This is a genomic window from Streptomyces sp. NPDC048197 (assembly GCF_043202395.1).
Taxonomy (GTDB): Bacteria; Actinomycetota; Actinomycetes; order Streptomycetales; family Streptomycetaceae; genus Streptomyces; species Streptomyces siderophoricus.
Genome location: NZ_JBIDAJ010000032.1, coordinates 1 through 21,310, shown reverse-complemented (window position 1 = coordinate 21,310; position 21,310 = coordinate 1). Strand labels below are relative to the sequence as shown.

The following is a 21,310-nucleotide window of genomic DNA, read 5'->3' as shown; positions in this document are numbered from 1 at the left end:
CCTAGGACAGGCGCACGCGCGGGTCGATGAAGGCGTACGTCGCATCCACGATGATGTTGAACACCAGGATCAGGGCGGCGCTGAAGACCAGCACGCCCAGGACCATGGGCAGATCAAGGGTGATGACGGAGTCGATCGCGAGCCGTCCGACACCGGCCAGCTGGAAGGTGAACTCGGTGATCATCGCGCCGCCGAACAGCGAGCTGAGGTCCATGCCGAGGATGGTCACGATCGGGATCAGCGAACCGCGCCAGGCGTAGCGCAGGAAGACGTAACTGCTGGACATGCCCTTGGCCTTGGCCGTCCGGACGTGTTCCTCCTGCAGCTGCTCGATCATCGTCGAGCGGGACATACGGGTGTACTGCGCCGTGAAGATCGTCGCCATCACGATCCAGGGGATCAGCAGGCCCATGAACCAGCCGGCCGGGTCCGAGGTGAAGTCCACGTACTTGGGCGAGTCCATCAGGCCGCTGTAGACGAACAGACCGAGCGCGATCGGGCCGAGGATGTAGATCTGCGCCGAGCTCAGCACCATCGAGATGGAGGTGAGCACCTTGTCGAGCATCGAACCGCGCTTGTACGCGGCGAGCAGGCCGGTGGCCAGACCGACGGTCAGGAACACCGCGGCGCCGCCGATGGCCAGCGAGGCGGTGGTGGGGAGCCGGTCGATCAGCGTGGACCAGACGTCCTGCTTGGTGGCGAAGGAGTAGCCGAAGCAGGGGGCGCTGCAGTGGCCGATGGAGTAGTCCCGGCCGGCGAAGATGCCGACCAGCCAGTCCCAGTACTGGGTGGTCAGCGGCTTGTCGAGGCCGAGGTTCTGGTGGATCAGCGCGATGTTGTCCGCGGTGCAGTTCTTGCCGCAGGACATCGCTGCCGGGTCGCCGGCACCGAAGAACACGAAGAAGGTGAAGGCACTGAGCAGGAGAAGGATGACAACAGCGCCGAACGTCCGGCGAAGTAGGAATTGAAGCATGGCAGTTCGCTGCTCTCAGGACGGCGGCGGCAGTGGGCGTGAGGGGTGGCGGACGAAGGCCCCGGAGAGCGCGCGTTCCGCCGTGTGCGCGCTCTCCGGAGTGCCTTCGTCAGGCGATTGCCGTAAGGGCAACCGCTCGGGTCACTTCTTCAGGTACAGCGTGTTCGGGTCGAGGTAGCTGACGTCCAGGTTGTAGCGGATGCCACCGACGTTCGAGCCGTACAGCTGGAGCACCTTGGTGTAGAAGGCCGGCGCGGCCGGGTTGACCTTCTCCACGATGTACTGGTGCAGCTTCTGCCACTCCTCGGTCGCCTTCTTGACGTCGGTGATCTCGGAGATCCGGGCGATCTCGGAGTTCACGTGCTTGTCGTTGACGTGGGAGTAGTTCGAGGCGCCGTCCTGGATCGTGGTGCCGTCGTACGACGGCGGGATCACGGTCGAGGCGTCCGGCCAGTCCTGGCCCCAGCCGGTCATGTAGATGTCGAAGCCGTTGTCGACCTTGCCCATCTGCTCGTACCAGGAGGCCGCGTCGACCTCCTTCTTCTGCACGTTGAAGCCGGCCTTGGTCAGCGCGTCCTCGATGGCGACGGCTTCCTTCTGGCGGGACTCGGTGTTGGAGTACGCGTAGACGAGCTTCATGCCCGTCTTGCCGGCCTCCTTGAGGAGCTTCTTGGCCTTCTCCGGCTCACCGTTGGGGTGCGAGAGCTTGCCGTAGGGGTCGTAGCCCTTCTTGTAGCCCGCGACGGTCGGGGCGAGCAGACCGCCGGCGATCTCACCGCCGTAGCTGCCGCCGTTGAGGCGGACCAGCTGCTGGTCCGGCAGCGCGTAGGTGATCGCGTCACGGATCCGCTTGTCCTTGAGGCGGTCCATGTTGAAGTTCATCTGCCAGACGTAGGGCTGGTAGCCCTGCACCATGCGCTTGCTGGCGCTGGCGTTGTTCAGCACGTCCTTGGTCAGCGTGGGGTCGACCGCGTTGGTGAAGCTCACCGCGTTCTTGGCCTCACCCTGGTCGGCCATCAGGCGCTTGGTGGAGTCCGACGCCTGGTGGTTGAAGGTGATGTTGAAGCCGTCCGGGTACTGGTGGTGGACCGGGTCGGTCTTCGCGTCCCAGTTCTTGTTGCGCACCAGCTGCATGGACTTGCCGGACTTGAACGACGCGATCTTGTACGGACCGGAGCACACCGGCGCCACGTCGTAGGCGTCCTTGGTGTCCTTGGCGCTGTCCGGGACCACGCTGTAGCCGGGCATCGTCAGCGCGTACGGCAGCTGCGACTGCGGCTTCTTGAAGTGGAAGATGACGGTCTTGTCGTCCGGCGTGTCCAGGACGCTCTTGGGCAGGTGGTCGCCCTTGTACGGGCCCTCCGGCAGCGCCTTGCGGTAGGTGGTGCCGGCGCCCGACAGCCAGGTCTGGACGTAGGTCGGGCCGTCGGTGATGAACTTGGCGTACAGGCGCTCTATGGAGTGGCGGATGTCCTTCGAGGTGATCGGCTTGCCGTCCTCGAACTTGATGCCGTCCTTGAGCGTGTACTTCCAGGTCTTGCCGCCGTCGGACATCTGGCCGGCGTCGGTGGCGAGGTCACCGACGACCTTGGCGTTGCCCTGGTCGTCCTGCTTGAAGGCGGTCAGCCCGCGGAAGATCAGCTGCGACAGCGCCTTCATGTCGCTGACGTACATCTGACCCGGGTCCAGGTGGTTGTAGCTGTCACGCTGGTACACGCGGATGGTGCCGCCGTTGCGGGCACCCTTGACGGCGACGGCCGGGCCGGTGGAGTCGGCGGCGGTGCCCATCGGGATCGTCTTGGCCTGGGCCGCGGCGTCCGCGTCGGTCTGCGCCTTGTCCTTGTTGTTGTTGCTGCCGCCGCTGCAGCCGGTGAGCGCGAGCGATCCGGCCGCGAGGGCCACGATCGCCGCGCGTGCTCTGCGCGTAGAAAGTGCGTTCATGGGGTTCCAAGCACCTGCCTGTCAGTTGGTGGGTCCAGATGTGCTGTCTGACGCATCCCGGGACAGGCCCGGACGGGTGGGGTGACAGCAAGCCCCCTCAAGCGGACGATCAGCGCCCGGACTTGGGATCGAAGGCGTCGCGTACCGAGTCTCCGAGCAGGTTGAAGCAGAGCACGAAGACCACCATGGCCACGGCGGGGATGAGCAGGAACGTCGGGTCGTTCTCGTAGAAGCGCGCGCCCGCCTGGAACAGCGCACCCCAGTCCGGGGTCGGCTCGACGATGCCGACGCCCAGGAAGGACAGACCCGCCTCCGCGGTCACGAAGAGGGGCAGCATGTAGGTGCCCTGCACCAGCACCGGAGTGACGACGTTCGGCAGCAGTTCCTTGCGGATGATCCGCCAGGGCGAGGCGCCGGTGATCTTCGCGGCCTCGACGAACTCCCGCTCGCGGAGGGAGAGCACCTGGCCGCGGAGCAGTCGGGCCAGACCCATCCAGCCCAGGGACCACTGCACGATGATCAGCGCACAGACCCGCACGTAGGTCGGGGTCTCGTCGCCCGGCGGCACGAAGAGCGCCACCACGACCGGCATGAAGGCCACGAAGGTCAGCTGGCTCGGGAACGCCAGCAGGAAGTCGATGACCCGGCTGAGGAAGTAGTCGGTCTTGCCGCCGATGTAGCCGGCGGTGATGCCGATGATGATGCCGGTGAGCACGGTCAGGAGGGTCACCGCGACGGAGATGCCGAGCGACATCCGCATGCCGTAGACCAGCCGCATGAACACATCGCGGCCCAGCTGCGGTTCGATGCCGAACCAGTGTTCCGGGGAGATCCCGCCGTTGGGGCCGGCCGGATAGCCGAATTCATCGAGGAGATTCGGGTCGTCGCTGCCGTAGAGGGTGTACGGGTCCTTGCCGTACAGCGCACTGATCACCGGGGCCAGTGCCGCGATGACGAAGAAGGCGAGTACGACGATCGCGCAGATCATGCCGGTGCGGTCGCGCTTGAAGCGCGTCCACATCAATTGGCCGGGGGAACGGCCGACGAGCTCACCGCCCTTGCCCTTCTTTTCCTTCTTCAGGCCGCCGGATCCAAGCCCTGGGGTGTCGGACCTGTCAGCGGCGGTCTGGGATGGACTAGTCATCGCGAAGTGCCCCCGCGCCGAGTTCTCTTGGAACGTGAAGCGGTGTCGATTCGCACCGCTGGATGTGCGGACTTTCGCAAGTGATTTATGGCGGAGTCAAGGGGATCGGGTGTGCTCGCGAACAGGTCGTCTACTTCTTGAGCGAACATTGCGCAGATCGACGCCAGTGCGTGCTTGACAGGAGGGCGGGATATCCGGCATGGGGGACATATCGCCACCAACCGCTTTAACGTGAAGGCAACTTCACTGTCGCAACACCGATATACGGACGCGCCATGATGAACAACGTACGGCCGTGCGGGTGCCGTGGACCGGCCGGGACGCCAGAGGGCGGCCCGGCCGGTTGCCGTTTCGGGGGGTTTTGTCCCCACGGTGCGGCGGCCCGCCCACCCCGTACCCCGTCCCGCTCTGTTGTGCCCACGCCGGTACTGGAGTAGATCTGCGGTGGACGCCGCGTCCCCGCGGCGCCCCAGGCCACCCGGCACACCGACACGGACGGGGGACGGGCCGTGTCCACAGAGCGGGACAGCTTTCTCACCAAAGGCATGCGCCGCACCGCCACTTGGCTCTGCGTGCTGCTGGCGCTCTCCGGCGCCGGCTGGATCGTCCGGGACCTCGCCGTCGCCGGGCAGGGCGCGGACCTGTGGCGGCACTGGAGCGGCGCGGCCCGCCGGCCGGGCGGGCACACCGTCTGGGCCACCTCGGCCCTGGACCCGCTGCTGGTGCTCGGCGCGCTCGGTGCCGTGGCGGCCGTACGGCGCCGGGCCCCCGCTCCCGCCGTCGCCGCCGGCGCCCTGTGCTCCCTCGCGGCCGGCCTCGTCCTGCTGCGGCTGCCGGTGCTGTGGACGACGGCCGCGGCCCCGCCGCCCGGCGCGGACGGCGGGCTGCTGACGTGGGCCCGGGCGACCGTCGGGGCCCAGCTCGTGGCGGCGGCGGTGCTGTGCGCGGTGGCGGCCGGCGCGGTCCGGCGGCGCGGGCGCACGGGCCGGCCCGGCGGGCGCCGGGCCGACGCCCTGCCCGAGGTGGCGTCCTCGGCGTACGGGGTCGTGCACGCGGTGCCGTACGGGGCGGGCCCCGGCCCGGCCGGCCGCCCGTACAAGGGGCCGGCGGTCCTTGCGGGCCTCCTCCTGGGCGCCGCCGGACTGGCCCTGACGGCCCATGAGGCCCACCACTGGGTACGGCTCGGCGGCGAGGCGTACGGCAGGCGGCTGACCGGCGGCACGGGCGCCGTACGGGCCCTGCTGGAGCCCCCGGCCGACTGGCAGACGGCGGTGCTGGCACTGCTGGCGCTGGCCGGTGCGGCGGCCGCGTTCCGCCGGGCCGCCTGGGCCCGGCCCGCAGCGGCCGCCGCCGGGGCACTGCTGACCGTGCACGGCGCGGTGACGCTTGCCCTCGCCGTGCGCGCGGGGCAGTTCGGGCGGCTGGCGGTGGTGCCGGGCGGGGTCCAGCTCGGGCTCGCCGCGGCGGCCCTGTCGGCGGCCGCGGGCCCGGTCGTGCTGCTCGCCGCGGCCCGGCCCGGTCTGCCACCGCCCGCCGCGGACCCCGACGAGCTGCGCGCCTACGGCTCCGCCCCGGGCGAGACCCGCCCCCCACACGCCCCACCCCCGCCGAGCACGCTGCCGCCGGGGTGGTGATCACGGGGCGGGGTGGGGGGAGCGGGTGGGGCGGGGCGGGGCCGGATCGGCCCTTAGGGGGCGGTCGAACAGATCCCCTAAGGGACACATGCCCCCCTTCGGGGCCACAACGGGTCGGGGCAGGGGGATATTCCCGCGGTCAGAACGGCCCCGTCAGAACGGCCCGTCAGAACGGACCCGTCGGGGCGGCGCCCTCGTACGGCAGCCTCAACGCCGCATCCCCAATGACCGCTTGAGGAAGTCCACCTGGAGCAGCAGTAGGTTTTCGGTCACCTGTTCCTGGGGCGTCATATGGGTCACCCCGGACAGTGGCAGGACCTCGTGCGGGCGGCCGGCCGCCAGCAGGGCCGAGGACAGGCGCAGTGAGTGGGCCACGACCACGTTGTCGTCCGCCAGGCCGTGCACGATCAGCATCGGGCGGTGCGGCTCCCGCGCCCCGGCCAGCCCCTCGTCCGTGACCAGCGAGTTCTCCGCGTAGACCGTCGGTTCCTGGTCCGGATGGCCGAGGTACCGCTCCTGATAGTGGGTGTCGTACAGCCGGAGGTCGGTGACCGGGGCGCCGACCACCGCGGCATGGAAGACATCGGGCCGGCGCAGTGCGGCCAGCCCCGCCAGATAGCCGCCGAAGGACCAGCCGCGGATCGCCACCCGGTCGAGGTCCAGGGGAAAGGATCCGGCCAGTGCCTGCAGGGCGTGCACCTGGTCGTCCAGGGTGATCTCGGCGATCCGCCGGGAGACCGCCTTCTCCCAGGCGGGGGAGCGGCCCGGGGTGCCCCGGCCGTCCGCGACGATCACCGCGAACCCCTGGTCGGCGAACCACTGCGAGGTCAGATGCGCGTTGTGCGCGGCGACCACCCGCTGGCCGTGCGGACCGCCGTACGGGTCCAGCAGCACCGGCAGCGGACCGTCGCCCTCCGCATAACCGTCGGGCAGCAGCACCGCGCACGGGATCTCCCGCTCGCCGGCCAGGACCAGCCGGGGCCGGGCGGTGAGCGCCGGCTCCTCGGCGTACGAGCCGATCGTGGCGAGGGTCTTCTCCCCGCCGTCCGGGTCCAGCCGGACCACGTCCACCTGGGTGCCGGGGCGCTCCAGTGAGGTCTGGGAGAGCACGGTCAGCGCGCCGCCGCGCACCGCGGAGGACACCGTCGGGTACGGCCGGTCGCCCACCCGCTCCCAGCCGCCCTGGTCGCCGCTGCCGCGGAACCAGGCGCGGTAGACGCCGATGTCGTGCATGTCGGCGCCGCTCGCGGAGAACAGCACGTCCTCCTCGCCGATGTCCAGCACCGCGCGGACGTGCAGCGGCGCCCCGGTCAGCGGCCGGTCGCCGACGAACAGCTTGCGCGCGCCGCCCTCGTCGGCGATCCGCACCAGCCGGCCGTCCGGCGTCCAGGCCGGCACCCCGGGGAACGGCTCGACCCACGCCTCGTCCTCGTCCTCGTGCACCGTCCGGGTCGCACCGGTCGCGGTGTCGACCGTGAGATAGCGCTGGTCGCGCTGGTCCCGGGCCTGGACGAGGAGCAGCGGCGGACCGGCCGCGGACCAGTGGACGCGGGCGAGGTAGGGGTAGCGCCCGCGGTCCCAGTCGATGTCGGTGCGCGAGCCGTCCAGCCCGAACAGGGTCAGCGAGACCTCGGCATTGGCGGTGCCGGCGGCCGGGTACGCGATCCGGGCGGGCTCGCGGTCCGGGTGCGCCGGGTCGGAGATCCACCAGCGCCGCACCGGTGCCTCGTCCACCCGTGCGGCCAGCACCGCGTCGCTGTCCGGGGACCACCAGAAGCCCCGGTACCGCCCCATCTCCTCGGCCGCGATGAACTCCGCGAGGCCCCAGGTCACCTCGGGCCCGTCCGGCTCGGCCAGCACCCTCTCGGCCGTCCCGCCGCCGTCCGACGTCATCGCGCCGGCCACTGCGACCACCCGCAGCCGGCCCTCCGCCACGAAGGCCACATGCCGGCCGTCCGGGGACGGGCGGGGGTCCACCACCGGGCCCGGCACCGGGAGTTCACGCGTGGTGCCGGCCCGCAGCTCGGAGACGAACAGCCGGCCGGAGAGCGGGAACGCCGCCAACTCCACCGCGGCGTCCGTGGCATAGCCCACGATGCCCGCCGAACTCTCCCGGCTGCGCTCGCGGCGGGCCCGCTCCTCGGGGGAGAGGTCCTCCTGGGCGCCGGCCAGCAGTGCCTGCGGATCGGCGGCGGTGAACTCCCGTCCCTCGTCCAGGTCCAGCACCCACAGCTGCTGGCTGCGCTCGGTGCCCGAGGGGGAACGGAGGAAGACGATCCGGGCGGCGTCGGGGGAGACGGTGTAGCTGCGCGGGGCGCCGAGGGTGAAGCGCTGCGTACGGGCGTACTGCCGCGGGAACGAAGGCTGTCCGGTCATGGGCCGAGCCTAGGCGAGGTGTCCCCGGATCGGGCCGGTTCGGGAGCGGGGGATTGCCCGGCTCACCGCGTCGCGCTCGTGAAGATCGTGTGCGCCCCCGCTCTGCTTCCGTGCTCCGACTTATGCGCTTGGACGGAAAGTTATGATCCCTTGCGCGTAGTGGGTACGGGGTAAAGAGCCCTTGGCATACCCCGGTGTACGGGTCCGCGACGGCGGTCCGTGTGCCATCAACTCTGTTCGGGCCGTGGATACTTGGAGGTGAGCCGCCGTGGCACTCTCGATTTCGGCGGTGGTGCTGCTGGCGATCATCGTCTTCTTGCTCGTCAAGAAGGCCGGGCTGAAGGCCGTGCATGCCTTCGTCTGTATGTTGCTGGGCTTCTATCTGGCCAGCTCGTCCATCGCACCGTCGGTCAAGCAGCTGACGACGAACGTCGCCAGCATGATCGGCGGCATCAAGTTCTGAGCAGCGGGTTCCGGGCAGCGTGCCGAGCGGCACGTGCCGGGCGGTACTTCCTGAGCGGTACGTCCCAAGCGGTGCGTTCCGGCCGGTCCCCGGCCGGCGGACCGAGCGCGGGGTGAGGGTGTCGGTGGCGGCTCGTAGGCTTGTCCGCATGACCGCGCACCCTCCCTCCGCCCGTCGTCTCCTGCTGGTCCACGCCCATCCGGACGACGAGTCGATCAACAACGGCGTGACCATGGCCAAGTACGCGGCCGAGGGCGCGCTGGTCACCCTCGTCACCTGCACGCGCGGCGAGGAGGGCGAGGTGATCCCGTCCGAGCTCGCGCACCTCGCGCCGGACCGGGACGACACCCTCGGCCCGCACCGCGTCGGTGAGCTGGCCGCCGCCATGGCCGAGCTGGGCGTCACCGACCACCGCTTCCTCGGCGCGCCGGGCCGGTACCGCGACTCCGGCATGATGGGCGCCCCGCAGAACGACCGCCCCGACTCCTTCTGGCAGGCCCCGCTCGACGCGGCGGCCGCCGATCTGGTGGCGGTCATCCGCGAGGTCCGGCCGCAGGTCCTGGTCACCTATGACCCGAACGGCGGATACGGCCACCCCGACCACATCAAGGCGCACCGCGTGGCCATGCGCGGCGCCGAGCTGGCCGCGCGGGCGGATTTCCGTCCGGAGCTCGGCGGCGCGTATGCGATCGGGAAGATTTACTGGAACTGCAACCCCCGTTCCGTGGTCGAGGAGGGCTTCGCGCGGCTGCAGGCGGCCGGGCACAGCTTCCCCGGCGTGGCCACCGTCGACGACGTACCGGGGGTGGTGCCGGACTCCGAGGTCACCGCCTCGATTTCCGGCGGCCCGGCGTACGCCGCCGCCAAGGCGGCGGCGATGCGCGCCCACTACACCCAGATCGCGGTCGACGGGCCGTTCTTCGCGCTCTCCAACGACTTGGGGCAGCCGCTGTTCGGCACGGAGCACTATCGGCTGGTGCACGGAGTTCCAGGGGCAGCGGCCGGGGACCGTGAGGACGACCTCTTCGCGGGTATCGGCGAAATGGTGGGTATGGAGGAGAGTGCCCGGATCGAGGAGGCTGCGGAATGAGCACGGCGAAGGGCGGCAACGGCGGCGCGGCCGCTGACGACGGCAAGGGCGGCGCGGCCGAGGGGCGGCGCTCGCGCGCGACGTCCGGCGGCGGGTCCGGGCCCGGCGGGCGGTCCGGCGCACCGGCCGCACCCGCGGCCGGGCCGGCACCACTCACCCCCGGCCGGATCGGCATATACGTCCTGCTCCTGGTCGCGGGCGTGCTGGTGGCGCTGGCCGGGACGCTGGTGCAAGCCGCTTGGTTCCCGGGCGGATTGGTGCTGGCCCTGGCGGCCGTCGGCGGCCTCTTCTACGGCGGCACCCGGGCGAGCGGCACCACCGCGGGCGCGCTGGTGCCCGGCGCGGCCTGGCTGGTGACGGTGTTCGTGCTGCTGAGCGACGTCCGGCCGGAAGGGGACTTCCTCTTCGGCCCCGGCGCCGGCTCCTACGTCTTCCTGCTGGGCGGCATCGTGGTGGCTGTGATCTGTGCCACCGCGGCCCAGATGCGCACGATGGGCGCCCGGCCCGGCCGAGTTGGCGGATGACGTGGTGCATACCGGGACGAATGCCGTGCGGGTCCGGACCAACGGCCCCGGTCCAGGGGGTTCGCCCATGGCGGCGGTGTTCGTAAGCTCCCCGGGTGTCCGCCTGCGGCGGACAGTATGGTGGTGCGCGCCGTCGCGCCGCCCTGGGGGCACCCTCCGGTCCTGAGGCCGGGGATCATCTCTGACGAGCGGCGGAGCGCCAACCGGGAGAACCTGCTTTGAGTCGTGAATCTGACAGTTCGTCCTCCGGCCCGCGGGGCCGTGGCGGAGCCGCGTACCCGTCGGGGACGCCGCCGTACGGCTCGCCCAGGGGAGACGCCGACGAGGGGCTGGCGCCCGGTGCCGCGGCGCAGCCGGAGGAGCCCAAGACCGAGACCACGCTGACGACGCGGATCAAGATCAACATTCCGGGCTCCCGCCCGATCCCGCCGGTCGTCGTGCGCAAGCCCGTCGGTGAGGAGTCCGGTATGAACGCATCGGCCGCTTCCGGCGGTTCCCGTGGCGCCCCGCGCCCGGCGCGCGGTGCCGAGCGCGGTGCCGAACGCACCGGCAGCACCCCCCGCCCGGAGGCCGCCGCGGACGACGCCACCACGGGCGGCCGCGGCGACAAGACCAGCGACTGGTTCGCGCCGCGCAAGCCGCAGGCCGGGGCGCCCGGGCCGGCCGGCTCGTCGTCGAGCACCGGATCGCACCCCGCGCCGCCCGCCCCGGGCGGCCCGACCCCGCCGCGCGGCCCGTCGGGCACCGGCGCGCCCCAGCGCCCCGATCTGCCGTACTTCTCCGACGCCCCGGTGGCGCAGGGCGGCGGCTCGCCGTTCGACGAGGGCGGCCGGGCCGGTGGCCCCTCGCCGTTCGACGGCGGGCGGCCGGACGCCGGTTCGCCCTTCGACGGCGGCCCGCGGGACGCCGGTTCGCCGTTCGACGGCGCGGGGCAGGGCAGCGCCTCGCCGTTCGACGCGCCCACCGGCGTGGCCCCGGACCACAGCCCCTTCGACGCCCCGGTGGGCGGCCCGGGCGGACCCGCCGGCCCCACCACGGGTCCGGCCAAGGGCGACTCGGCGCTCAACCTCCCGCCCGGCTTCGGCGGCCCGGCACCGAAGATCGACGACACCGCCGAACTCACCCCGCAGGCCCCCGGACCGCTGACCGGCCCGGGCAGCGGCCGCGGCGCCGGCGGCATCTCGGGCGGCCTGCCCGGCTCGCAGGCCGGCCCGGCCGCCGGCGGCCCGAAGGGCGGCACCCGGGGCCAGGCGCCCGGCCGTCGCGACCGGGTGTCCGGCGACACCCTGGTCAGCGGCATTCCCACGGTGCCCGGATCCGACGGCCCGTCGGCCCCGTCGCCGTTCGCCTCCGCACCGGGTGACGGCGACAGCGCGGCCCCCAAGCCGCGGCCCAAGATCCCCGAGCCGATCAACCCGCCCAAGAAGGGCCGCAACAAGCTGGTCCTGGCGGCCGTCGCGGTCGTCGTCCTGGCCGGTGTCGCCTACGGCGCGGGCCTGCTGCTCGACCACGCCGACGTGCCCAACGGCACCACCGCGCTCGGCGTGAACATCGGCGGCGCCACCAAGGAAGAGGCCGTCAAGAAGCTGGAGTCGGCGCTCAAGGACCGCCGCACCGCGCCGCTCAAGCTCACCGTCGACGGCAAGCCCGCGACCCTGCTGCCGGCCAAGGCGGGCCTGGACATCGACCCGCAGGCGACGGTCCGCAACGCGGCCGGCCGGGACTACAACCCGGTCTCCGTCATCGGCTCGCTGTTCGGCGTCGACCGGACGGCCAAGCCCGCCATGGTCGTCGACGACGAGAAGCTGTCGGTCGCGCTGGAGAACATCGCCGGCCCCGGCGGCGCCGCCGAGGACGGCGGGATCACCTTCGAGAACGGCAAGGCGGTGCCCCACTACGGCGTCCCGCACAAGGCGATCGACGTCAAGGCCTCCCGCCAGAAGGTCGCCGACGCCTACCGCGAGCGGGTCACCAACGGCACCGACACCCCCGTGGTGCTCGCCGCCGGCACCCAGCAGCCGCGGGTGAGCAAGGCCGCGGTGGACCGGGCGATGAAGCAGTACGCCCAGCCCGCCATGTCCGGCCTGGTGACGGTCCGTACGGGCGCCCACGCGGTCTCCTTCAGCCCGCAGAAGTCCATCCCGAAGTTCCTGTCGTTCAAGATCGGCAGCAACGGCGAGCTGGTGCCGTACTACGACCGGGCGGCCCTCAAGCAGCTCTACGGCGACACCTTCAACGGCGTCCTGCTCACCAAGGGCGACGGCTCGAAGAAGCCGATCACGGTCGAGGAGGTGGCCAGCGCGGTCGCCAAGGCGCTGCTCGGCCGCACCCCCGCCGAGCGGATCCAGACCATCGGCGCGGACGGCTGACGGCGGACCGTACGCACCCGGCCGGCCACCGGCCCGAGGCCCCCTGGAGGCACTCCCGGCGCACCGCCCCGGGAGAACCCCTAGGGGGCCTCCCCCATGACAGATGTCATGCCGGAGTGCGGACGTCCGACACTGCCGGGCACCGGGGCGCGCCCGGGAAGCTGGCACCATGACGACGACAGCGACCAGCACAGTCACCGCCGCCCAGGAGGCGGACCGGGCACCGGTGGTCAGCTTCCGACAGGTCAGCAAGAGCTACGGCGCGGTGCGCGCGGTCGCCGACCTGAACCTGGAGCTGCACCCCGGCGAGACCGTCGCCCTCCTCGGCCCGAACGGCGCCGGCAAGTCCTCCACCCTCGACCTGCTGCTCGGCCTGCGCAGCGCGGACGCCGGCACGGTGACCCTCTTCGGCACCACCCCGCAGCGCGCCATCGAACAGGGCAGGGTCGGCGCGATGCTGCAGAGCGGCGGCCTGATGGAGGGCGTCAAGGTCCGGGAGCTGGTGAAGCTGGCCCGCGATCTGCACCCGCGCGGCGCTCCGCTCGACGAGGTCCTGGCCACCGCCGGCATCACCGAGATCGCCGACCGCATGGTCGACAAGCTCTCCGGCGGCCAGGAACAGCGGGTCCGCTTCGCGCTCGCCACCGCCGGCGCCAACGACCTGATCGTGCTGGACGAGCCGACCACCGGCATGGACGTGACGTCCCGGCAGACCTTCTGGGGCGCGATGCGCAAGCAGGCCCAGCAGGGCCGCACGGTGCTGTTCGCCACCCACTACCTCGAAGAGGCCGACGCGATCGCCGACCGGGTGATCGTGCTGCACCGCGGCCGGGTGCTGGCCGACGGCACCGCCGCCGAGATCAAGGCCCGGGCCGGTGCCCGCCGGATCACCTTCGACCTCGACGGGCCGGTCGATCACGACGCGCTGCACGGCCTGCCGCACCTGACCTCGCTGACCGTGTCCGACGGCGGCTCCGCCGCGGGCTCCCGCCGCACCGTCCGGATCCAGTCCCGGGACGCCGACGCCACCGTGCACGCCGTCTACCGCCTCGGCCTCTACCCGCACAACCTGGAGGTCTCCGGCCTCGGCCTGGAGCAGGCCTTCATCGCCCTGACCACCGCGTCCGACCAGAGCCCCGCCACCGCCGAGGAGGCGGCCCGATGACCACCCTGATCAAGCTGGAGATCGTCCGCGCGCTGCGCAACAAGAAGTTCATGTTCTTCTCGGTGATCTACCCGCCGGCGCTGTACCTGATCATCGCCGGCGGCGCGGACAGCACCCCGATCCCCGGCATGAAACTGAACATGGGGCTGTACTTCATGGTGTCCATGGCAGCATTCGGTGCCATGACCGCCGTGCTGCTGGGCAACAGCGAGCGCATCGCCAAGGAGCGCGAGAAGGGGTGGGTGCGGCAGCTGCGGCTGACCGCCCTGCCGGGCCGCGGCTACGTCGCCGCCAAGATGGCCGCCGCCGCGACCGTCAGCCTGCCGTCGATCGTGCTGGTCATGCTCGCCGCCGCGGTCGTCAAGGGCGTCCGGCTGGAAGCCTGGCAGTGGCTGGCGATCGCCGCCGGCACCTGGCTCGGCAGCTTCGTCTTCGCCGCCCTGGGCGTCGCCATCGGCTACCTCGCCACCGGTGACGCGGTCCGCCCGATCGCCATGCTGATCTACTTCGGCCTGGCGTTCCTCGGCGGCCTGTGGATGCCGCTGACGATCCTGCCGCAGTGGGTGCAGGACATCGCCGAATGGCTGCCCACCCACGCGTACACGGCGCTCGGCACCGCCGTCGAGGCCGGTGGCGCCCCGCACGTGAAGGACATCGCCCTCCTCGCCGGCTACCTGGTGCTGTTCGCCGGCGGCGCGGCCTGGCTCTACCGGAAGGACACCCGCCGGGCATGAACGGACCGGAGACCGACGACAACCCGGTGATGATCGGCACCCCGCCGCGCACCCGCCGCCAGGCGCTGGTGAAGTCCGTCTGGATCGTCATCTGGTTCCTCTACCTCGCGGGCCCCATCGGGAGCCTGGCCGAGGGCGGGCTGTCCCCGGCCCGCGAGGTGCTGGGCTGGAGCGGTCTCCTGACGTTCGTCGGCGTCTACTTCGTCCTGGTCTTCCGGCACATGGCCCACCGGCCGATGCCCTCGGGCGTGATCCGGGCGGCCGTGGTCTTCATCGCGGCGCTGGCCGTGCTGCTGGCCTCGACGCTCGGGCCGAACTGGCTGGTGCTCTTCACGTTCGTGTGCGTCGCGGTCGCGGTCACCCAGCCCTTCCGCACGTCCCGGTGGGCCATCCCCGCACTGACCGCCGTCCTCGTCCTGGTCGGCACGAGCTACCCGGACGTCCGGATCTACCTGTTCGCCTACGCCCTGCCCTGTCTGCTCAGCGGCTTCGCGATGGTCGGCGTGCAGCACCTGATCCGTACGACCCAGGAGCTGCGCGCCGCCCGCCAGGAGGTCGCCCGGCTCGCCGCCAACGACGAGCGGCTGCGGCTCGCCCGCGATCTGCACGACCTCCTCGGCCACTCGCTCTCCCTGATCACGCTCAAGAGCGAGCTGGCCGGCCGGATGCTGCCGGACCGCCCGGACGACGCCGCCCGCCAGGTGGCCGACATCGAACGGGTCAGCCGGCAGGCGCTGGTCGACGTGCGGGAGGCGGTCACCGGCTACCGCCGCCCCCGGATCGCCGTCGAGCTGGCCGGGGTCCGGGCCGCGCTGCGCACCGCCGGCATCACCGCCGCCGTCGACCCGGCGCTGGACGAGGAGCACCGGGGCCTCGCGGCCGACGAGGAGAGCGCGCTGGCCTGGGCGCTGCGCGAGGCGGTCACCAACGTCGTCCGGCACAGCGGCGCCCACCGCTGCGAGGTGCTGCTGACCGAGGAGTGGGAGGCCGACGAGCGGCGCTACCTGTGCCTGGCGGTCATCGACGACGGCATCGGGCCGCCGCGCGGCGGCGGACACGACGGCAACGGCCTGACCGGCCTGCGCGAGCGGCTGGCCCTGGCCGACGGCCGGCTGGAGACCGGCCCGGCCCCGCGCGGCCCCGGCTTCGCCCTGCGCGCCTACGTGCCGCTGGCCGCCCCGGCCCCCTCGCCGCCCGCCGCCGGGGCCTTCCCGGAGCCGCTGCCGGGCCAGGCGTAGCCACCGGCCGCACGCCCGCCCGGCGGGCCGCGCCCAGCCTCTAAGCTGACCGGCATGATCAGGGTGTTGCTGGCCGAGGACCAGTCGATGGTCCGGGAGGCGCTGGCCGCGCTGCTGTCGCTGGAGGCGGACCTGGAGGTCGTCGCACAGGCGGCGCGCGGCGACGAGGTGGTGGCCACCGCGCGGGCACACGACGTGGACGTCGCCCTGCTGGACATCGAGATGCCGGGCCTCACCGGCCTGGACGCGGCGGCCGCGCTGCGCGGCGAGCTGCCCGGCGTGAAGATCGTCATCCTCACCACCTTCGGCCGCCCCGGCTATCTGCGCCGCGCCATGGAGGCCGGCGCGGACGCCTTCCTGGTCAAGGACGCCCCGGCGGCCCGGCTCGCGGACGCGGTGCGCCGGGTGCTGCGCGGCGAGCGGGTCATCGACCCGGCGCTGGCGGCGGCCGCGCTGGCCGACGGCGCCAGCCCGCTCACCGAGCGCGAACGGGAGGTGCTGCGGACCGCCGCGGACGGCTCCACCAACGCCGAGATCGCCGCCGCCCTCCACCTCTCCCAGGGCACGGTCCGCAACTACCTGTCCACCGCCATCCAGAAGACCGGCGCCCGCAACCGCGCCGAGGCGGTGCGCACGGCCCGCGACAAGGGCTGGCTGTAAGACCCCGGGGCACCGCCCCGCACGCCCGGGCCGCCCGCCCCGGGACCTGCTCCCCTGTGCGCCGTCGGGTGCCGTCCCGCAGGCTTGAAGTGTTATGCCCCTCAACCGCGCCCCGGAGGGCGGCCGCGGCACCACCGTGGTGCTGATCCTCGTGATCGTCGGCGTCACGGTCCTGGACGCGGTCGACATCGGCCCCGAACTGCACCAGTCCGCCTTCCTGGGCATCGCCCCGCTGTACGCCGCGCTGCGCTGCTCCCTGCGGCGGACCGTCCTGGTCGCGGCCGTCTACCTGCTGTGCCTGACGTACGTCGACACCTTCACCACCGTCGACTGGGCCCCGGTCAGCCGGATCACCGCCGTCTTCTGGGCCTGCCTGGCGGCGGCCTTCTCCGTGATGCTGTGCCGCGTCCGGCTCCAGCGGGAGGCGCTGCACGCCCGGACCAGCCTGGTGGCCGACACCGTGCAGCGGGCCATGCTGCGCGAGCTGCCGCTGCGCGCCGGCCCGGTCGAGGCGTACGGCTTCTACGTCTCCGCCCAGGAAGGCGCCCGGGTCGGCGGCGACATCTACGAGGCCGTCGACACCCCGCACGGGCTGCGGCTGATGATCGGCGACGTCCAGGGCAAGGGCATGCCGGCGATCGGCGCCGGGCTGGAGGTGCTGGCGGCGTTCCGGGAGGCCGCGCACTACCACGACGCCCTGGAGACGGTGGCCGACCGGATGGAGCAGGCGCTGGCCCGCTACAACACGCGCTCGGCCGAGCAGGGCACCGACGAGCGGTTCGTCACCGCGCTGCTGATGGAGGTGCGGGACGGCGGGGCCGGGCCGCCGCGCGGCCGGGTGCTGTCCTGCGGCCACATCCCGTACTACCTGATCCGCGACGGCGCGGTGTACGAGCGCCGGGACGGCGAGGGCGGGCTGCCGCTGGGCCTGGGCACGCTCGGCGGCGAACCACGGCGCGGGGTGCCGGTCCGCCCGGAGCCCGGCGACCGGATCCTGCTGTGCACGGACGGCGTGACCGAGGCGCGCGGCCCGGACGGCACCTTCTACCCCCTGGGCGAGCGGCTGGCCGGCTGGACCCGGCTGGCACCGCCCGAACTGGCCCGCACGCTGCGGGCCGACCTGGAGGGCTTCACCGGCGGCGACCTCAAGGACGACGCCACGGTCCTGGTCGTCGGCCGCCGCGCGGAGACGGCTCAGTTGAGCATCGCGCGGGCCGCCGCGGCCTGACGGCGGATCGCCTCCGCACCGGCCGGGTCGACCGCCGCCACCACCTCGGCGTACTCCGTCAGCTCCGCCGCCCCTTCGAGGAACTCCCCGCGCCGGACCAGGAGTTGGGCCCGCTCCAGGCGCAGCCGCGCGGGACGGCTGGGCAGCAGCAGTGACAGGTCCAGCGCCCACAGCTGCACCGCGCTGTGCTCGGGCCGGGCCTCGGCCCAGGCCCGGATGTTGTTGAGCACCCGCAGCACGATCTCCAGCGGATCTGCCGGGGCCGTCATCGGCCGGGTCAGCTGCCCGCCGGTCGCCCCCGCGACCAGCAGCGCCGCGTCCTCGTCGGTGAGCAGCCGCCCGCCGGCGAACGGATCGGCGAGCACATGCGCCCCGGCCGGATCACCGAAGCCGACGACGAAATGGCCCGGCAGCGCCACCCCGTACACCGGCGCGCCGGCCCGCCGGGCGACCTCCATCCACACCACCGACAGCAGGATCGGCAGCCCGCGGCGGCGCCGCAGCACCTCGTGCAGCAACGAGGAGGACAGCCGCCGGTAGTCGGCGGGCGAGCCGCCGAAACCGCAGCGGGTGCCGAGCAGCTCGGCCAGATTGCGGGCCCAGGCCCCCGGGCCGCCCGCCGGGTGGTACGGCAGCAGCCCGGCCAGCCGGTCCAGCTCGATCTGGGCCGCGTCCAGGCCGGCCTCGTCCAGCCCGGGATCGGCCTCGGCCGCCACCAGCAGGCAGAGCAGGGACAGATCGGGCCGCTCCTCGCGGGCGGCCGCGGCGAACCGGCGCCGCCGCGCGGCCCGCGCGTCCGGCTCCGGCCCGGGTTCCTCGGGCGTACGGGATGCCATACCCGACCGATACCCGTTCAGCGCCCGCCGGGCAGGGCCCGCCGGTAGTGGTAGCCGTGGTGGTCGGTGAAGCCGAGCCGTTCGTAGAGCGCCAGCGCGCCCTCGTTGTCCGCCTCGACCTGGAGGTACGCCGCGGAGGCGCCCTCGTCCAGCGCCCGTTCGGCGAGCGCCGCCATGACCAGTGAGGCCAGCCCCTGCCGCCGCTCGGCCGGGGCCACCTCGATCGCTGCGAAACCGGCCCACCGGCCGTCGACGACCAGCCGCCCGATGGCCGCCGTGCCGCCGTCCTCACCCCGTACCGTCGCGAACCACACCGACGGGCCGCCGGTCAGCACCTGCCGAGCGGTCGGGGTGGGGCCGCCGGCGTCGCCGGTCCGGTTGTAGAGGGCCAGCCAGGCGTCGCCCGGCTCCCGGGACAGCGTGACGCGGGAGAGGTCCGCGTCGGTGTCGGCCAGCGGGGCCAGCGCCGAGATCAGGACCCGGGTGTGCGCCTCGGCGGTCCAGCCGCGCCGCGCCAGCTCCGCGGCCAGCGCGTCGTCGGCGTCCGGGCGGCCGGTGGCGACCGTGATCACCGGCGGCAGCCCGCGCGCCGCGTACCACTGCGCGATCCGCTCCAGCGCGGTGTCCAGCGGCATCCCGGGATCGCCGAGCGGCAGCACGGAATTGCCCCGCCTGGTGAAGCCCACCCGTCGCCCGGCCACCACCCCACCGGGACCGGCTTCGCCGGGCACCTCCTGCACGCTGGCCCGCAGCGTCCATTCGCCGAGACGCTCGGTCTCGGTGGCCGGCCAGCCGCGTGCCGCGACCTCCTGGAGCTCACGTGCGCCGGCGGAGGGGACCTTCCGGCGGGGCCGGGCCGCGGGCACCACCTTGGCGGCGACCAGCGAGGACTCCTCGATCCGTACGCACTCACCGGAGCGGCGTGTGATGCTCAGCACACCCTCGTCCCACGATGTGAGCACCCCGACCGCGTCCGTGAACGCCGCTCCGCCCTCCCGGTCCCCGGTGAGGCGCCGGACGGATACCCTTTTGCCCACGTCAGCACGGGTGATGCGGACCTCCGTGCGACCGCCGGCCAGGAATTCCATCGCTCAAACCGCCCCTCTTGTTCGTCTCGTGCCCGGGAACGGAGATACTAGGTGGCGGGCATCGACGACGCCGCGCTCCCGCGCGCCCTGCGGCGGTACCGCCAATCGGTCCGCCGGCCCTAACGAGGAGGAACGACAGCGTGACCTACGTCATCGCGCAGCCTTGTGTCGACGTCAAGGACAAGGCGTGCATCGAGGAGTGCCCGGTCGACTGCATCTACGAGGGCTCCCGGTCCTTGTACATCCACCCGGACGAATGCGTCGACTGTGGCGCCTGTGAGCCGGTCTGCCCGGTTGAGGCCATCTTCTACGAGGACGACACCCCGGAGGAGTGGAAGGACTACTACAAGGCGAACGTCGAGTTCTTCGACGAGCTGGGCTCGCCCGGTGGCGCCAGCAAGCTCGGCCTGATCGAGCGGGACCACCCCTTCATCGCAGCGCTGCCGCCGCAGAACCAGTAACCGCCCGGGCGGAGGGAGCCGGCCGGCTCCCCCTCCCCGGCGTCATCAGCGGCCGAACGGCGCCGCCACGGTCCCGTACGGCCCGATCGCCTTGATCGCCGCCGTACGGGACCGAGGCGTTTGCCGCACCGAGGAAAGTGAGCCACCCCGTGTCCGCAGTCACCGCCCGGCTTCCGGTCTTCCCCTGGGACAAGCTGGAGCCGTACAAGAAGACGGCCGCCGCGCACCCGGACGGGATCGTCGACCTCTCCGTCGGCACCCCGGTCGACCCGGTCCCCGAGCTGGTCCGGAAGGCGCTGATCGACGCGGCGGACTCCCCGGGCTATCCGACGGTCTGGGGCACCCCCGCACTGCGCGACGCGATCACCGGCTGGCTGGAGCGCCGTCTGGGCGCCCGCGGGGTCACCCACCACCACGTCCTGCCGATCGTCGGCTCCAAGGAGCTCGTCGCCTGGCTGCCGACCCAGCTGGGCCTCGGCCCGGGCGACAAGGTCGCCCACCCGCGCCTGGCCTACCCGACCTACGAGGTCGGCGCCCGCCTGGCCCGCGCCGATCACGTGGTCTACGACGACCCGCGCGAGCTGGACCCGACGCACCTGAAGCTGCTCTGGCTGAACTCGCCGTCCAACCCGACCGGCAGGGTCCTGTCCAAGGACGAGCTGACCGGCATCGTCGCCTGGGCCCGCGAGCACGGCGTGCTCCTCGTCTCCGACGAGTGCTACCTCGAACTGGGCTGGGAGGCCGACCCGGTCTCGGTCCTGCACCCGGACGTCAACGGCGGCTCGTACGACGGCCTGGTCGCGGTCCACTCGCTCTCCAAGCGCTCCAACCTCGCGGGCTACCGCGCGGCCTTCCTGGCCGGCGACCCGGCCGTCCTCGGCCCGCTGCTGGAGATCCGCAAGCACGGCGGCATGATGACCTCGGCGCCCACCCAGGCCGCGGTGGTGGCGGCGCTCGGCGACGACACGCACGTCCACGAACAGCGCGAGCGCTACGCGGCCCGCCGTACGGCGCTGCGCGAGGCGCTGCTCGCCGACGGCTTCCGCATCGAGCACAGCGAGGCGTCGCTCTACCTGTGGGCGACCCGCGACGAGCCCTGCTGGGACACCGTCGGCGCCCTCGCCGAGCGCGGCATCCTGGTCGCCCCGGGTGAGTTCTACGGCGCCGCGGGCGAGCGGTTCGTCCGGATCGCGTTCACGGCCACCGACGAGCGGGTGGCCGCCGCGGTGGGCCGCCTGGCGGGATGACCGCCGTCTGACGCCACGCATACAGGGGCCCGGGGAGACACTCTGACGCTGTTGGTTAATTCGGGCCCGAGCGTGACGTCGGCCTTCACGACCTGGTTGTGGTCGTGAAGGCCGACGTTGTGTCTGGGGAGGGCGTCCG

At 72.7% G+C, this 21,310-nt stretch carries 18 protein-coding genes; 12 read left to right on the top strand and 6 right to left on the bottom strand.

Annotated elements, in window-relative coordinates; all coding sequences use genetic code 11:
• Nucleotide 1: 1 nt before the first annotated feature.
• From ACGF4C_RS30830 to ACGF4C_RS30820, 3 genes are all read right to left on the bottom strand, one after another.
• Nucleotides 2-973 (bottom strand): ABC transporter permease, encoded by a 972-nt coding sequence (locus ACGF4C_RS30830; protein WP_030412233.1) that lies wholly within the window; start codon nt 971-973, stop codon nt 2-4.
• 141 nt (nt 974-1,114) lie between these two features.
• Nucleotides 1,115-2,914: an ABC transporter substrate-binding protein gene (locus tag ACGF4C_RS30825; RefSeq protein ID WP_393570607.1), complete on the bottom strand. Its 1,800-nt coding sequence runs from the start codon at nt 2,912-2,914 to the stop codon at nt 1,115-1,117.
• A gap of 109 nt (nt 2,915-3,023) precedes the next feature.
• Nucleotides 3,024-4,058: an ABC transporter permease gene (locus ACGF4C_RS30820; protein ID WP_078865975.1), complete on the bottom strand. Its 1,035-nt coding sequence runs from the start codon at nt 4,056-4,058 to the stop codon at nt 3,024-3,026.
• A gap of 509 nt (nt 4,059-4,567) precedes the next feature.
• On the opposite strand from ACGF4C_RS30820, the gene ACGF4C_RS30815 reads away from it, so the two are divergent.
• Complete coding sequence (locus ACGF4C_RS30815) at nt 4,568-5,692, top strand: hypothetical protein (RefSeq protein WP_393570605.1); 1,125 nt, start codon at nt 4,568-4,570, stop codon at nt 5,690-5,692.
• Between the two features lie 207 nt (nt 5,693-5,899).
• Here ACGF4C_RS30815 and ACGF4C_RS30810 read toward each other — a convergent pair whose 3' ends face one another.
• Nucleotides 5,900-8,068, bottom strand: a complete 2,169-nt coding sequence (locus ACGF4C_RS30810; RefSeq protein WP_393570603.1) for a prolyl oligopeptidase family serine peptidase — start codon at nt 8,066-8,068, stop codon at nt 5,900-5,902.
• 268 nt (nt 8,069-8,336) lie between these two features.
• Here ACGF4C_RS30810 and ACGF4C_RS30805 point away from each other — a divergent pair, with 268 nt between their 5' ends.
• The 9 genes from ACGF4C_RS30805 (at nt 8,337) to ACGF4C_RS30765 (ending at nt 17,539) form a co-directional block, all read left to right on the top strand.
• Entirely contained in the window at nt 8,337-8,531 is a 195-nt protein-coding gene (locus ACGF4C_RS30805; protein WP_360947039.1) for a hypothetical protein, read from the top strand.
• Between the two features lie 148 nt (nt 8,532-8,679).
• On the top strand, nt 8,680-9,621 hold the full coding sequence (mshB, locus tag ACGF4C_RS30800) for an N-acetyl-1-D-myo-inositol-2-amino-2-deoxy-alpha-D-glucopyranoside deacetylase (protein WP_393570600.1): 942 nt from the start codon (nt 8,680-8,682) through the stop codon (nt 9,619-9,621).
• A complete protein-coding gene (locus ACGF4C_RS30795) occupies nt 9,618-10,145 on the top strand; it encodes a DUF6113 family protein (RefSeq protein WP_393570598.1) in 528 nt (175 codons plus the stop codon). The genes mshB and ACGF4C_RS30795 overlap by 4 nt, the downstream gene beginning before the upstream one ends.
• Before the next feature lie 218 nt (nt 10,146-10,363).
• Nucleotides 10,364-12,514, top strand: coding sequence for a hypothetical protein (locus tag ACGF4C_RS30790; protein ID WP_393570596.1), 2,151 nt, complete (start codon nt 10,364-10,366; stop codon nt 12,512-12,514).
• Nucleotides 12,515-12,683: 169 nt separating this feature from the next.
• Nucleotides 12,684-13,679 carry an ABC transporter ATP-binding protein gene (locus ACGF4C_RS30785; RefSeq protein WP_393570594.1) on the top strand — a complete coding sequence of 332 codons (996 nt, stop codon included), beginning with the start codon at nt 12,684-12,686 and terminating at the stop codon, nt 13,677-13,679.
• Nucleotides 13,676-14,413 (top strand): ABC transporter permease, encoded by a 738-nt coding sequence (locus ACGF4C_RS30780; protein WP_393570592.1) that lies wholly within the window; start codon nt 13,676-13,678, stop codon nt 14,411-14,413. Before ACGF4C_RS30785 ends, ACGF4C_RS30780 begins: the two co-directional genes overlap by 4 nt.
• Nucleotides 14,410-15,651, top strand: coding sequence for a sensor histidine kinase (locus tag ACGF4C_RS30775; protein WP_393570590.1), 1,242 nt, complete (start codon nt 14,410-14,412; stop codon nt 15,649-15,651). Before ACGF4C_RS30780 ends, ACGF4C_RS30775 begins: the two co-directional genes overlap by 4 nt.
• A gap of 54 nt (nt 15,652-15,705) precedes the next feature.
• Nucleotides 15,706-16,311: a response regulator gene (locus ACGF4C_RS30770; protein ID WP_393570588.1), complete on the top strand. Its 606-nt coding sequence runs from the start codon at nt 15,706-15,708 to the stop codon at nt 16,309-16,311.
• Between the two features lie 94 nt (nt 16,312-16,405).
• A complete protein-coding gene (locus ACGF4C_RS30765; RefSeq protein WP_393570586.1) occupies nt 16,406-17,539 on the top strand; it encodes a PP2C family protein-serine/threonine phosphatase in 1,134 nt (377 codons plus the stop codon).
• On the opposite strand, the gene ACGF4C_RS30760 is transcribed toward ACGF4C_RS30765, so the two are convergent.
• Both ACGF4C_RS30760 and ACGF4C_RS30755 read right to left on the bottom strand, forming a co-directional pair.
• A complete protein-coding gene (locus ACGF4C_RS30760) occupies nt 17,506-18,375 on the bottom strand; it encodes a tetratricopeptide repeat protein (RefSeq protein WP_393570584.1) in 870 nt (289 codons plus the stop codon). The genes ACGF4C_RS30765 and ACGF4C_RS30760 overlap by 34 nt on opposite strands.
• Before the next feature lie 17 nt (nt 18,376-18,392).
• Nucleotides 18,393-19,463, bottom strand: coding sequence for a GNAT family N-acetyltransferase (locus ACGF4C_RS30755; RefSeq protein ID WP_393570582.1), 1,071 nt, complete (start codon nt 19,461-19,463; stop codon nt 18,393-18,395).
• 140 nt (nt 19,464-19,603) lie between these two features.
• Between ACGF4C_RS30755 and fdxA the strand changes: the two genes are divergently transcribed.
• Nucleotides 19,604-19,924 (top strand): ferredoxin, encoded by a 321-nt coding sequence (gene fdxA / locus ACGF4C_RS30750; protein WP_018089397.1) that lies wholly within the window; start codon nt 19,604-19,606, stop codon nt 19,922-19,924.
• 149 nt (nt 19,925-20,073) lie between these two features.
• Nucleotides 20,074-21,171, top strand: a complete 1,098-nt coding sequence (locus tag ACGF4C_RS30745) for a bifunctional succinyldiaminopimelate transaminase/glutamate-prephenate aminotransferase (protein ID WP_393570580.1) — start codon at nt 20,074-20,076, stop codon at nt 21,169-21,171.
• Nucleotides 21,172-21,310: the final 139 nt, after the last annotated feature.